This window comes from Flammeovirga sp. OC4, assembly GCF_000812565.1.
Taxonomy (GTDB): domain Bacteria; phylum Bacteroidota; class Bacteroidia; order Cytophagales; family Flammeovirgaceae; genus Flammeovirga.
The window spans coordinates 40,063-53,759 of sequence record NZ_JTAM01000007.1 but is presented as its reverse complement, the minus strand read 5'-3'; the positions used below and the strand labels follow the sequence as shown (position 1 = coordinate 53,759).

Genomic DNA, 13,697 nt, shown 5'->3' with positions numbered 1-13,697 from the left:
AATACTAATATAAAGAAAAAACCCATGATAGAGATCATGGGTTATCAAAAATATCGTTTAAAAGGTGTTCTAATGATTATTTCGATACTCTTTTATCATTTCCAACGTTTTCTTCGGAGGTCTTCCTGCTGCTTTTTCAAAATCAGAAACTAAATCATAAGCCCCTGATGCAATACCAGAATAGATACCAGCAATCACAACCCCAAGGAAATCACCTAAAACACTCTTTCTTTCTTCTGTATATTCTTCTACGGAAACGGAATTAAAGACTATTTCTGTACCATATACTTCGTTGATAAGATCTGCCAATTCTTGTTGTGTTATCGCTTCTCCTACCAAGTTATAGGTTTGACCATTGTGTTCCTCTCCTATTAACATCTTTGAGTAAGCATAACCTAATTCTGGGCGACTGATGTAAGTACATTTCCCTTCCCCTGCACAATTTCTAATTTCTCCTTCTTTCTTGTAGTTTTCAATGTATTCAAGATCTGGCTCAATGTATATTCCATTTCTTCCCAAAGCCCAGTCAAGTCCTGAGTTTTTAACATCTTCCTCCGTCTGACGGTTACTTTTCACGATAGGGCTAAAAGAATTTCCTTCATTGATTCCAACGATACTAGTGTAAACGATTTTTTTTACACCATTTTGTTTCGCTGCTTCAATTACATTTCGGTGTTGAGGTATTCTTGCTTCAGGGTCTCCCATTCCAGAGATCAATAACACTTTATCAATTCCTTTTAGTGCATCATTGTACTCTTCACGACTATTATAATCTCCTTTTCTGATTTCAATACCGAGATGTTGTGCTTTTTCTGGAGTACGAACAACACCGACTACATTTTCTGCTCCGATCTCTTTTTTTAGTGCATTGACAATTGCGGTACCTAATTGACCACTTGCTGCTGTAACTGCAATTTTCATTTCCTATTTGCTTTTGGGTATTTACTCAAAACTGATTTTCTCTTAATCTAATAAAATAAGAGGAAGGACTGAAATAAATTTACGTTAGCTTTTTAATTTATAAGCAACAGTCAACTTAAAAGAATTTAATGGATAAATAGTGGTTTCAAGTTCTTCATTAGAAATAGGATTTTCAACTTTTATTTTTCTACTGAAACCGTGGTCATAACTTAGCATCACCAAATATCGATTGATATGAGCCCCAAATCCAATATTGAGACCATAATCTATTTTAGACCAATAATTCATCTCAAATAAATCCCCTTCTACTTTATTTCCATCCATTATTAATTCATTAACATCAAAGAGGAAAAAATTAAAGTATGGACCCATCAACACAAAAAGATTCGTTTTCTCTATGTTAAAGTTAACTTTCATATGAAGTGGCACATCCATTGAAAATTGATTAAGAGAACTTTCCATTTTACTTTTAATCTGATCATCAATATTAACATTCAATATTGACTTATTCCTTTTCATTGTAAAGTAAGCCTGAGGAAAAAAAGACACCGTTTGATTCAATTTTAATTCCATTGCGGACCCCACTTGAAAACCTAATTGGTAAATATCTTCAATTTCAAAGTACGAATTATTACTCATACCATGATCTTCATAGGAAATATTAGCACCTAGAGCTAAATAAAAATCTTGTGCGTTTAGTGAAGTGAAAGACAGAAGGAAATAAAGTACAAAACATATTCTCTTCATTAGAATAGTGAAGTTCATAAAGTATTTATTTGTTCGTTGATCAATAATTTGCAGAGCTAAACTATATAAAAAATAGAGGAATAAAAATTTCCTTATTTATTTTCTTCTAACTCTCTTTTTCTCATTGGCATGCTATCTATTAATTGGAATAAGTCGTTATGAGTCAAGATATCTGACCCTCTCAATTTTATAGTACCATCAAGTCCAATTAGTATTGCTTCAAATTTTTCAGAAAACGACACACCCAACTCACTGTCAACTGTTAACCCATGGAAAACCTGTTGTGGGCTTGAGAAATCCTGAATAGAATAGTGTTGATTGATAATAGTGATGAGGACAATTTTTCTTTCACTCAATGCCATTTGATGCTCCTTAAATTCAAGAAGTTGCTTTTGATACATTCTGTTGGAACTGTCTGAAGTATGAATGACAATTAATCGATTTTTCCATTTATAACTGCTCAAATCTTGTCCAAAAGAGCACATTGAAATAAATAAAAACAGTGAACAAGAAATTAGTATTTTAATACTCAATAAAAATTCACTTTTCATATATTTCACCCTAAGTTAAAACAAAATAAAAAACTGACTTAAAGCCTATTATAATAAATATACTTTAAGTCAGCCTAAATTTCAAAAACTCTAATGAATGATGGTTTTATCTCTTCTAAAGCCAGAAGGAATTAAAATTTTTAATCATCCTTGTTATTCTGTTCTGCCAAAGATATTGTTTCTGTGTATTGTCTTGCTTTTTTAGTAGACTGCGACTTTTTTCGCATTGCAGTTAAAGATCTCTTCTTTTGCATTCTTGCAATAATTGTTGCTCGTTGTATTTTCGTATGATCTTTTTTTAGTGTGTTCAAAGGCTCCGTTTTCTCATAAGTTCTGAAAACTTCTGTTTTTTCAGGAGGTATTGAAGAGGTAGAGATCGTATTTTGATAAAAGTATAATGCAGTAATTGCACTACTCAAAAGCAAAAAAGAGACTACACATATCTTAGTGGTATGTATTCTTTTTTTAATGTTTCTCTTCATTCTTTCCTGAATTCGATTTTCAACTTTTTCAGAAAATGAGAGAAACTCCATCGTACGCTCATAAGATGGATGATATTTCACTCCCCAATCATAAGTTGGCTGTTGTTCTTCCTTCCATTTAACAAATGATTGTAGCTCATATTCTTTCAACCTACTTCCTTTTCTATTCTGGAATTTCTCGGCTGTTTTGGCCAATTTTAGATAAGTTTGAATAGAGGCTTTTTCTTTTTGAGTCCATCCTTTTAAGAGAGGCCAAGATTTGATTAAAGATTCATGAGCAATACCAATAATAGAAGTCTCATAAATTGTGGAGTTATCTATGGGTGATAAAATAGCATTTTCTCTTTTTCTGAAAATGTCTATCACTTCTATTATTCGTCGAATATCATCAATTCCTGAAATTTCGATTAATCGATATAATGAGCATGGATTACTTACAATTTCACCCTCATTATTTACGGTGATGATGGAACGAAAAATTTTCTCACTTACTTCTTTTTGATGATCATCTAAACTATCAAAAACCTCTTGTGCATGATTCGGTAAACTTTCATTGATTCCACCCACGGCAAAATAATGTTCTAATTGTATTGGTTTTGATAAGTTATTATCGTTTCTCCAATGTTCAAACGTCCTCATCATCGCATGCTGTAATAAGGGCATTTGGTTTTGTGAAAAATCTAGATTTACAATTAAGAATTGAAGAAGTTCATCTGTAATTTTAACACCCGCCCATTCCAAGGGTTTAGTAATTGTTGTTACCACCTCTTCTTCTGTCATATTTGGCATTAAAAACTGACTTTGATTAAGGCGGTAAGTTAATGTAGGATAGTCAGCACAATGTTCGATAAAGTCAGAGTGCATTGTGATAACAATATGAAAATCTGATAAAGGTGATGTAGAGAGTAGTACTATTAATTCAACAAACTTTGTAACCTCAAGGTCCATTGCATTAAACTGTAGGTCATATTTAAACAGTTCCTCAAACTGATCAATATACATCACCGGTGTCTTTGAAATATTGAGGCGATAATAATATTCAAAAAATGAGGTTACATCTATTAAAAGGGATTGAAAGATAGCCAATCTCACCTCATCATTTTCTTTCTTAAAAACCTCGTTAATTAGCTTTTTCAAAGGTCCGTGTGTACCTGGCGAAAATATATAGGTTATAGGATTGATCTTACACTCAAGGGTGGGTAAAATACTACTAAAAACAAAAGATGATTTACCAGTTCCTGATTCTCCTAAAATTGCAGAAAATCGATTCTCTATTAACTGAGAAACTACATGTTCGGTATGTTTCTCCCTACCATAATATAAATGTGCCTCCTCTACTGAAAAAGGATGCAACCCCAGAAAAGGATTTTCCAGGCGTGTTAATTCAATAGTACTTGTTTTCATTTTTGGGTTCTTTAGTTGATCAGTGAAAGCATTGTATCCATTATTAGTTTAAATCGAATTTTTTGGGAGTTATTCTGATGGCTTTAGCCAATTCATTTCAAATGATTAATTGAATCTTACTTTTTACATTTATCAAAAGAGTATAATACATCAGGCTACCTGTTCTAAAGAAGAAGCAGAAACAACTTTCATTGCTTCCGTCTTCTTTAGTGAGAAATAGTGAAGTAAGTTCAAAACTTATTTCTTTAGCGAAGAAAGGTTTTCAAACAAACATTTTCTGAAGACCACTTCTACTTTTAGCTAAAGTTTAAATGTTTTAAACAGGTTTAGATGTTATCTTAAACTAACTTTTTAACTATTTCTACTGACTATATTATACATTAGAATAATAGTTTTTTTTCTGAAAATATATTTAGGGAGTATACTAAAAACTTTTCAAATACATCCATATGATATGTACAATTGAAATACATTGCCTCTAACAACAAATTAAATGATTGAAATAACTTAAAGTATTTTCTTCATTAAGTTATCAATCAAAGAAATTGAACTATAGTGGATATAGATACAGGTAGAGTAACAGTTGGATATTTATATTAAAAAGTAATAGTTATTTATTTTGTGAATCATCATTTTCAAAAATTAAATGACTCATAAAATACTCCAATTCAATTGGATATATAATTTATTTATAAGTTTGTTATTCATATCATTCAAGTTATAATTCTAGTAATTTAGTAATAGAGCATTTGTTTAATTATCGCAATGTTTTGCGTTATTTCACTATAGTAAAAGGTGCCTCTCTTATTTGCTGCCACAATGTAATGTTTAATCAAAAATATTAAAATATTCACCTCGATATATTTATAATTAAAAAGGAAATTATCCGTACCGCACAATTCAATCTAAGAATGGTAATATTTTATTCTACAATTTTGAATATAAATCCTCAGAAATGAATATCACGAACAACTCTTTTACTTTTTAAGTAATCGTATGTTTTATTGATAAAACTCCATTTTTTAATCACCAACTTCAGCTACAAAAAATATTTTCAACTATTTGGTTAAATATTTCTTGACTTGAATTAACCATATAGTTAAATTGAAGAAAAATTAACCAAATAGTTAAATGGATTCAAGAGAAAAAATACTTGAGGTAGCTAGAGAGATCTTTCAGAAAAAAGGAAAAAGTGGCTCTAGAATGCAAGAAATTGCAGATGCTGCAGGAGTCAATAAAGCCTTACTTCATTATTACTTCAAAAACAAAGACGGATTGTTCAAAGAAGTGTTTGTAGACCTTATTCGAAAAATGCTTCTTCCTTTAAAGCAGCAATTCTTCCAAAAGGACCTCACGCTGGAACAACGTATTCAGAATTTTGTGGATGGTTATATTAATTCATTAAAAGAAAACCCTCTCCTCCTCACTTTTATCATTGGAGAACTCAGAATGAATAATATGCCTTTTGTTCCCCCTCCCGAAATTGCAGAAGGAATTGTACAATTAGGAGTAGAACTCAAAGAAGATGAAGAATTCAAACATATTGATCCTTTTCAACTTGTCACAACCATTATTGGAAGTTGTGTTTTTCCATTTATCGCAAAACCAATGCTTCTAGGATTAGGGTTAGAAAAGAATACTTCATTTGATGAATTTCTAGAAGAAAGAAAAAAAATACTTCCTCAACTCATCCTTTCAGGAATAAAGATCAAATAAGGCATGAATCGAATACTAATTTTATTATTTGCAACCTTCAGTTATCAAGCATTCGGACAGACTACACTCACCTTTGAACAAGCTGAACAGGAAGCGCTTGAAAAGCACCCTATAGCACAACAAAGGGAAATGTTTGAAAGAATGCATCAAAGTGAAACTGAGGCTATACAAAAAAACAAACTTCCAAAGTTTAATTTGCAAGGTCAAGTAGGGTATTTTTCTGATGTTGTAGCTCCTACTGACCCTGATGTTGCTCAAGTTGGGTTATTTCCAGACATTCCAAAAACACAGTGGCAAACCTATGCATCTGTAGATTACCTGCTTTATGATGGTGCGATAAAAAAGAAACGCCTGGCTGACAAGGATGCAGACTTCAATATCAAAATGCAAGAAAATGAAGTTAGCCAATTTAAGATTAAAGAATCGGTATCACGGGTATATTTTGCCGCATTAAGTTATCAAGAGCAAGAACTTCTAATTAAAGAAGGAATCATTAAAGAAATCGAAAATCAACTTAAAGAGGTAGAAGCTCTTGAAAAAGGTGGTGTTGTCTTACCTAATACTACTGATGCTTTAAGGGTAGAATATCATAAAGCAAAACAGAAACTACTTTCTGTTGGAGCACAAAAAAATGGAGCATTGAAAGTATTAGGTATTTGGTTAGAGAGGGAAAATGAGTGGAACCAATTTGTACTTGTGAGACCCACAATTCTCAATGATAATGCAGCCGAAATTAATAGACCGGAGTTAACAATGTATCAGCTTCAGTCTTCAAAAATGGACAGAAGTAAAGATTTACTTCAAACTGAAAGAATGCCGAAAATCTCTCTTTATGCATTAGGTGGATATGGCAATCCCAACCCGTATAACTTCTTTGAAATCAATGGCGATACATTCTATCAGTTGGGTGTTAGAGTAAAATGGTCTCCTTTTGATTATGGTAAAAACAAAAAAGAAAGGCAAGTCACTCAGATTCAAAAAGAGGTGATTAACACTGAAATGGAAGCCTTCAATAAAAGCTTAAGCATTCAGATTTCGCAAATACAGTCTCGTATTGATCAACTTAACAGCTTAATTCTAGAAGATCATGAAATTATTAAAATTCATGAAAGAAAAACGAAACGATCTAAAGGCGCTTTGGACAATGGTGCTGCAACATCTTCAGAATATGTTTCTTCTCTAAATGCAATGGTCGATGCAAAACTCAATTTATCCAATCATGAATTAGAGCTACTGCAAACGCAATATCATTTAGCAATGACAAAAGGTCTTCTGTAATTTTCTGTTCAATATTAAAATCAATTCCAATGAAAAATAGATCATTTAATCCAACATTAATATTTATCAGCCTTCTACTTTCCTCTTCATTTTTAGGATGTAATTCGGGGGATGAAAAGTCAGATGCCTATGGTAATTTTGAAGCAGTAGAAGTAATTGTATCTTCTGAAGGACAAGGTAGAATTATCGACCTTAAAATTGAAGAAGGAGATAAAATAAATGAAGGTGAAAAGGTAGGACAAATTGATACCGTTTTATTACAACTTCAAAAGGAAGAAGTAGAAGCAAATATTGCTGCTTTAGGTGCTAGAGTGATGAGTATTCACGAACAAATAGCGGTTTATGAAGCTCAGAAAAAGAAACTTTTGATTGATAAAGACCGTTTGGAAAAACTCTTTGCGAACGAGGCGGCAACCCAACAGCAGTTGGACAATGTCAACTCTTCATTAGCGATCAATGAGAGACAATTAGAAGCTACAAAAAGAAAAATTAAAGACTCTAACAAGGCAACAATGAGTCAATATGAACCACTTAGTAGAAAAGTAGATCTGATCAATGAACAAATCAGTAGATGTTCGATCGTTACACCTGTCAAAGGTACTGTTCTTCAAAAGTTCGCAGAGAAAGGCGAAATGACCTCCATGGGTAGACCTTTATATAAATTGGCTGATTTGTCCACTTTAAAAGTGAAAGCCTATGCTTCTGCTTCTCAATTAGCATCTATTAAAGTGGGGCAAAAAGTGACAGTACTTACTGACAGTAAGGAAGGTGAAATGAATCAAACTGAGGGCATTATTGAATGGATCTCTGATAAAGCTGAATTTACCCCTAAAACCATTCAAACAAAAGAAGAAAGAGTGAGTCTAATTTATGCTTTTAAGGTAAAAGTAAAGAATAAAGAAGGGTACTTTAGAATAGGTATGCCTGCTGAAATCAACTTTAAATAATAGCATTATGGCTGTCATTAAAGTAAACAATCTTAGCAAAAATTATGGTGAAGTGGAAGCTTTAAAAGGTATTGCTTTTGAAGTTGAACAAAATGAAATTTTCGGTTTGATTGGTCCTGACGGTGCAGGTAAGTCTACGCTGATTAGAATTTTGAATTCCCTGATTTTGGCGGATAAAGGAGAGGTAAGTGTAATGGGAAAAGATCCCAACAAGCAATATCAATATATCCGAAATAACATTGGTTATATGCCTGGCAGATTTTCACTGTATGAAGATCTATCTGTAAAAGAGAATTTAGAATTCTTTGCAACCATATTCGGCACAACGATCAAAAAAAGCTATAATTTAATCAAAGATATCTATCAACAAATCGAACCTTTTAATGATAGAAAAGCTGGGGCATTATCTGGAGGTATGAAGCAGAAATTGGCCTTATGTGCAGCTTTAATTCATTACCCAAAAGTATTGTTTTTAGATGAACCAACCACTGGTGTAGACCCTGTTTCAAGAAAAGAGTTCTGGCAAATCATAAAAGGTCTTCATCAACATAATATCACTATCGTGGTCTCTACTCCGTACATGGATGAGGCTGATTTATGTGACCGCGTAGCTTTGATGAATGAAGGTGAGATACTAAGAATAGATACCCCTAAAAATGTTGCCAATTCATTTGATAAACCTTTGTATGCATTAGAAGCCAAAGAAGGAAACTATAAATTAATCAAAACACTAAGGGCTTACCCTTTTCTTGAGAGTGTTTTCCCTTTCGGAGAGAAATTACATTATACAGATCAAAGAGATTTGGACGTTACACAAGCGCTCATTGAACACTTAGAAGCTGAAGGTTTTAACGACATTAATATCAGTAAAATAGCTTCTAATACAGAAGACGTTTTTATACGGTTAATGAATAATCAAAAGCAATAGTTATGAATTCAGAAAAAATAATTGAAACCACAAAACTGACAAAAGCTTTTGGTTCATTTAAAGCCGTCAATGAAATTACTTTTGATGTCAAAAAGGGTGAAATATTCGGTTTTTTAGGTGCTAATGGTGCAGGAAAATCAACGGCTATGAAAATGCTAACAGGTCTACTGTCCCCTACTTCTGGAGAAGCTACTGTTGCAGGTTTTGATGTATTCACTCAGCAAGAGAAAATCAAAAAAAACATTGGCTATATGAGCCAGAAATTTTCTCTTTATGATGATTTAAGTTTGCTGGAAAATATCAAATTCTTTGGAGGTATCTATGGTCTTTCTAAGGAACAACTCAATGAAAGAGGTACAGCAATGATAGAACGATTGGGACTTTCAGATGTTAGTCACAAACTACTAAAAGAAGTTCCTTTAGGTTGGAAACAAAAAATTGCCTTTTCAGTCGCTACACTTCACCAACCTAAAATTGTATTTCTAGATGAACCCACTGGAGGAGTTGACCCCATTACAAGAAGGCAGTTTTGGGAAATGATCTATGAAGCTGCCGATAATGGCACTACCGTTTTTGTAACAACGCATTATATGGATGAAGCAGAATACTGCAATCGTATCTCTATGATGGTGGACGGCAGAATAGCAGGATATGGCTCTCCAAAAGAGTTAAAAGCAGATTTCAAATCTGATAATATGGATGAAGTTTTTGTAAAAATTGCAAGAGGTGAAAATTATAAAATCCAATAGATATGTTTGATCGTTTAAAAGGAATCATCAAAAAAGAATTCTATCATATTTTTAGGGATCAACGTACGCTATTGATCTTGTTTGGAATTCCTATTGTACAAATTGTACTATTTGGTTTTGCTATTTCTAATGAAATTAAGAATGTAAAAATTGCTATACTCGATCAATCAAAGGATGAGCATAGTACTCAAATCATCGATAAAGTACTCTCTACTTCCTATTTTGATTTAGATAGTTACCTCAATTCGTTTGAAGAAATAGATGATGCTTTTCAGAAAGGTAGAATCAAAGCTGCATTGGTTTTTCCGCCAAAATTCAGTGAAACACTTCAAAAGGAGAGTAAAGCAGATGTACAGATTATTTCTGATGCCACTGATCCCAATACGGGAACACAAATAGGCAATTACTTACAAATGCAAGTTCAGCAGTACTTGATGGAACATGAGGTAACTGCAACATCAACCCTTCCTCCAATGCTTATCAATACAGAGGTTGAGATGAGGTATAACCCCGAATTAAAGTCAGTATATATGTTCGTCCCTGGACTTATTACCATTATTTTAATGTTAGTCTGTACCATGATGACGTCTATTGCTATTACAAGAGAAAAAGAAACGGGAACGATGGAAGTTCTACTTGCTTCACCTATGCATGCTTCCATTATTTTATTAGGAAAAGTCATTCCTTACCTCCTTCTATCTTTTGTCAATGCTTCCTTAATTATTGCCTTAGGAAAATTTATTTTCGAAGTACCCGTCATGGGGAGTTATGCTTTACTGATAGGTGAAATTATTCTGTATTGTTTAGTAGTGCTCGCTTTAGGTATTTTCGTTTCAACAATAGCAGAAACGCAACAATTGGCATTAATGATTTCATTATTTGCCCTTTTCCTTCCTACCATGCTTTTGTCAGGTTTTATTTTTCCCATTGAAAATATGCCACTTCCGCTTCAAATCGTTTCTAAAATTGTACCCGCCACCTATTTTAATATTATCATCAAAAGTATAATGCTGAAAGGAGCAACACTTTCTTTCATCTTAAAAGAAACCCTAATACTGGCAGGTATTTTCTTTTTCTTAATGGGAGTCAGTATCAAACGCTTTAAAATCAGGTTGGAGTAAAGAATGAAACAAATTGGGTTTTGAGTAAGAACTCAATTACATCAATTCAAAAATATTTCCACCAAAAAAGATTAATATGAGTGCATTAAAATTTATTCTTCAGAAGGAATTCAAACAAATATTCAGAGATAAAGGAATGCTACCCATCATTTTTGTAATGCCTATAATGCAATTGATGGTACTTTCTTTTGCCGCTACTTTTGATGTAAAAAATATTCAATTGGAAGTGGTAGATCGTGATCATTCTCAATTGTCACAATCGTTAATAGAAAAGTATGTAGCTTCCGAATACTTTAATTTGGTACACTTTAAACATGCTACAGATACGAAAGGTACATCCCTACAGGAAGGCTCTGTCAATATCAGCTTGGAAATTCCGAATGATTTTGAGAAAAATATCATGCAGAAAACCCCTGTAACGCTATCTGCCAAAGTCAATGCAATTGATGGTATGACGGCAGGTATCTCTGCCTCTTATGCACAATCAATCATTCAGGAATTTAGAGAGGAGTTTGTAAAAGCAAATATTGGGTTGTTTGAACAACAAAATACTCCTTTTGAGATTAACTTCTCTATGCAGAATTGGTACAATGCTACGTTGGACTACAAATTTTATATGGTTCCAGGGCTACTTGTGCTACTTGTAAGCATGATTGGAATGTTCCTAACCTCGATGAATATTGTGAAGGAAAAAGAAATAGGAACTATTGAGCAGTTGAATGTTACTCCCATTACAAAAGGGGAATTTATCATAGGTAAGGTACTTCCCTTTTGGTGTATTGGAATGTTTGTACTTAGCCTTGGACTTACAATAGCGAAGTTAGTTTTCAGTGTCCCCATGCAAGGCCCTATTTATTTGATCTTTTTATTCGCTATGCTGTATTTATTTGTGGTCTTAGGTATTGGATTGTTTATATCAACATTAGCAGACACTCAACAGCAGTCCATGTTTATTGCATGGTTCTTTATGGTAATTTTCGTACTTCTTAGCGGTATGTTTACTCCTATTGAAAATATGCCGGTTTGGGCCCAGAAAATTACTCTTTTGAACCCTTTCAGATACTTTATTGAAGTGATGAGAAGTGTACTATTAAAGGGGGCTACTTGGGATGATGTAAAAATGAACTTCTTCATAATAGGCATTTATGCCATTGTGATCAACACCATGTCAGTGCTTGCTTACAGAAAAACAAATGGATAAATGGTAAATCTAATGTTTAATGAAAGGTTAAAAAGCCTCTATTGCCTATTGAAATCGCTAATTGTAACCTTTTATGCGTCTGTTTTATCATTCTATACCATAAAAAAATTGATATAGACAAAAGTGGTTACTAATATTGCATCAAATTTTTTAGGATATGACAACAGACATAGCAGATTTATTAAAAATGACAATTCCAGCTGGATTTGTCTTATACGGTGCCTTCTTTATTGTAAAAATGTTTTTACAGAAGGAATACGATACACTTTCAATAAAAGTGAAGAGTAGTCAAATAGAACAAACTTTACCTTTAAGATTGCAAGCCTATGAGAGATTAGCCCTTTTTTTAGAAAGAATCACTTACAGAGAATTATTGGATAGAATCAACTATGATGATATTTCTGCTGTACTTTTCCAACAAAGTTTACTAATCACAATCAGAGATGAATTCAACCACAATTTATCTCAGCAGATTTATGTAAGCCCAGAACTTTGGGAGATGATTAGAGGCACAAAGGAAGAAAGTATTTCTTTTATTAATAATATCGCAAAAGACCTCCCTGAAAATGCAACTGGTTTTGATCTTGCTAAAGCATTATTAGAAAATAGTATTAGTGATGAAACTTCAGCCTTAGACGCTACACTAATGAAGCTTAAAGAAGAAGTTGGCACACTATTTTAATAAAATTCACACTCATTAATTAGCATTACCTTTTGTTAAATAGATAATTGAAACGGATGCATTTACTTTACGTTAAGTTAATTAAACAAAGATAAAAGCAACTTATCATCGTATAAGTTTCAAGATATATAAGATTAAGAGTAATAGTTAGTTTTTGGGTTATGAGAAAGAGTTTGAAGTTTCTTCGGACTCTTTTTTTGTGTTTAAAGATACATTTAACATTGTATAAAGTCTTTAAAATTCATTCACAATAATTGAGTAACCTCAACGGATTAATACCGTTTTTAATATTATAAATTGATAAAAACAGTTCATGTAATACGCATGAATTTAAAAGATATATAAGAATAAGAGTAATAGTTAGTTTTTGGGTTAGGAAAGAGTTTGGAGGTTCTCCGAACTCTTTTTTTATACCCCATTTTAGAGCAATGAATATTCATTTAGAAATGTAAAAAGTCTTTAAAATTCATTCACAAAACTTGAGCAACCTCAACGGTGGGCTACCGTTTTAAATAGTATAAATTGATAATAACAGTTCATGTAATACACATGAATTTAAAAGATATATAAGAATAAGAGTAATAGTTAGTTTTTGGGTTAGGAAAGAGTTTGGAGGTTCTCCAAACTCTTTTTTTATACCCCATTTTAGAGCAATGAATATTCATTTAGAAATGTAAAAAGTCTTTAAAATTCATTCACAAATAACGTGAAACATAAGTGACGACATAGCGTTTGATGTATTAAAGTTTAGATATAAAGAATGTCATTTAAGACATCAAAAGAAATATAAAAGTTAAGAGTAATAGTTAGTTTTTGGGTTAGGAAAGAGTTTGGAGGTTCTCCGAACTCTTTTTTTTGTACCATCGCACTTCAAATAGTCATCAAAGCTGGTGATCATAAAAAAGTTTTCCTATTAAAATTTGTTCACACAAATATCCAAACAGTGAATAGATATTCACCGTTATAGTTA

General features: G+C 32.6%; 12 protein-coding genes. 8 read left to right on the top strand and 4 right to left on the bottom strand.

Annotated elements, in window-relative coordinates:
* Nucleotides 1–69: 69 nt before the first annotated feature.
* The 4 genes from PL77_RS07640 to PL77_RS07625 all read right to left on the bottom strand — a co-directional run bounded on the left by PL77_RS07640 (nucleotide 70) and on the right by PL77_RS07625 (nucleotide 4,105).
* Nucleotides 70–921: an SDR family oxidoreductase gene (locus PL77_RS07640; RefSeq protein WP_044203465.1), complete on the bottom strand. Its 852-nt coding sequence runs from the start codon at nucleotides 919–921 to the stop codon at nucleotides 70–72.
* 84 nt (nucleotides 922–1,005) lie between these two features.
* Nucleotides 1,006–1,668, bottom strand: coding sequence for an outer membrane beta-barrel protein (locus PL77_RS07635; RefSeq protein WP_044203463.1), 663 nt, complete (start codon nucleotides 1,666–1,668; stop codon nucleotides 1,006–1,008).
* A 92-nt stretch (nucleotides 1,669–1,760) separates the two neighbouring features.
* Nucleotides 1,761–2,219 (bottom strand): DUF4174 domain-containing protein, encoded by a 459-nt coding sequence (locus tag PL77_RS07630; protein WP_082026445.1) that lies wholly within the window; start codon nucleotides 2,217–2,219, stop codon nucleotides 1,761–1,763.
* A gap of 140 nt (nucleotides 2,220–2,359) precedes the next feature.
* Entirely contained in the window at nucleotides 2,360–4,105 is a 1,746-nt protein-coding gene (locus tag PL77_RS07625) for a hypothetical protein (RefSeq protein ID WP_044203459.1), read from the bottom strand.
* 1,131 nt (nucleotides 4,106–5,236) lie between these two features.
* Between PL77_RS07625 and PL77_RS07620 the strand changes: the two genes are divergently transcribed.
* From PL77_RS07620 to PL77_RS07585, 8 genes are all read left to right on the top strand, one after another.
* Complete coding sequence (locus PL77_RS07620) at nucleotides 5,237–5,821, top strand: TetR/AcrR family transcriptional regulator (protein WP_044203458.1); 585 nt, start codon at nucleotides 5,237–5,239, stop codon at nucleotides 5,819–5,821.
* 3 nt (nucleotides 5,822–5,824) lie between these two features.
* Nucleotides 5,825–7,099 (top strand): TolC family protein, encoded by a 1,275-nt coding sequence (locus tag PL77_RS07615; protein ID WP_044203456.1) that lies wholly within the window; start codon nucleotides 5,825–5,827, stop codon nucleotides 7,097–7,099.
* Between the two features lie 29 nt (nucleotides 7,100–7,128).
* On the top strand, nucleotides 7,129–8,046 hold the full coding sequence (locus PL77_RS07610; RefSeq protein WP_044203454.1) for an HlyD family secretion protein: 918 nt from the start codon (nucleotides 7,129–7,131) through the stop codon (nucleotides 8,044–8,046).
* Nucleotides 8,047–8,053: 7 nt separating this feature from the next.
* Nucleotides 8,054–8,974 (top strand): ABC transporter ATP-binding protein, encoded by a 921-nt coding sequence (locus tag PL77_RS07605; RefSeq protein ID WP_044203452.1) that lies wholly within the window; start codon nucleotides 8,054–8,056, stop codon nucleotides 8,972–8,974.
* Nucleotides 8,975–8,976: 2 nt separating this feature from the next.
* Nucleotides 8,977–9,723, top strand: coding sequence for an ABC transporter ATP-binding protein (locus PL77_RS07600; RefSeq protein WP_052444248.1), 747 nt, complete (start codon nucleotides 8,977–8,979; stop codon nucleotides 9,721–9,723).
* A gap of 2 nt (nucleotides 9,724–9,725) precedes the next feature.
* Nucleotides 9,726–10,844 carry an ABC transporter permease gene (locus PL77_RS07595; protein ID WP_044203450.1) on the top strand — a complete coding sequence of 373 codons (1,119 nt, stop codon included), beginning with the start codon at nucleotides 9,726–9,728 and terminating at the stop codon, nucleotides 10,842–10,844.
* Nucleotides 10,845–10,920: 76 nt separating this feature from the next.
* Nucleotides 10,921–12,045, top strand: coding sequence for an ABC transporter permease (locus PL77_RS07590; protein ID WP_044203449.1), 1,125 nt, complete (start codon nucleotides 10,921–10,923; stop codon nucleotides 12,043–12,045).
* A gap of 157 nt (nucleotides 12,046–12,202) precedes the next feature.
* On the top strand, nucleotides 12,203–12,727 hold the full coding sequence (locus PL77_RS07585; RefSeq protein ID WP_044203447.1) for a hypothetical protein: 525 nt from the start codon (nucleotides 12,203–12,205) through the stop codon (nucleotides 12,725–12,727).
* Nucleotides 12,728–13,697 lie beyond the last annotated feature (970 nt).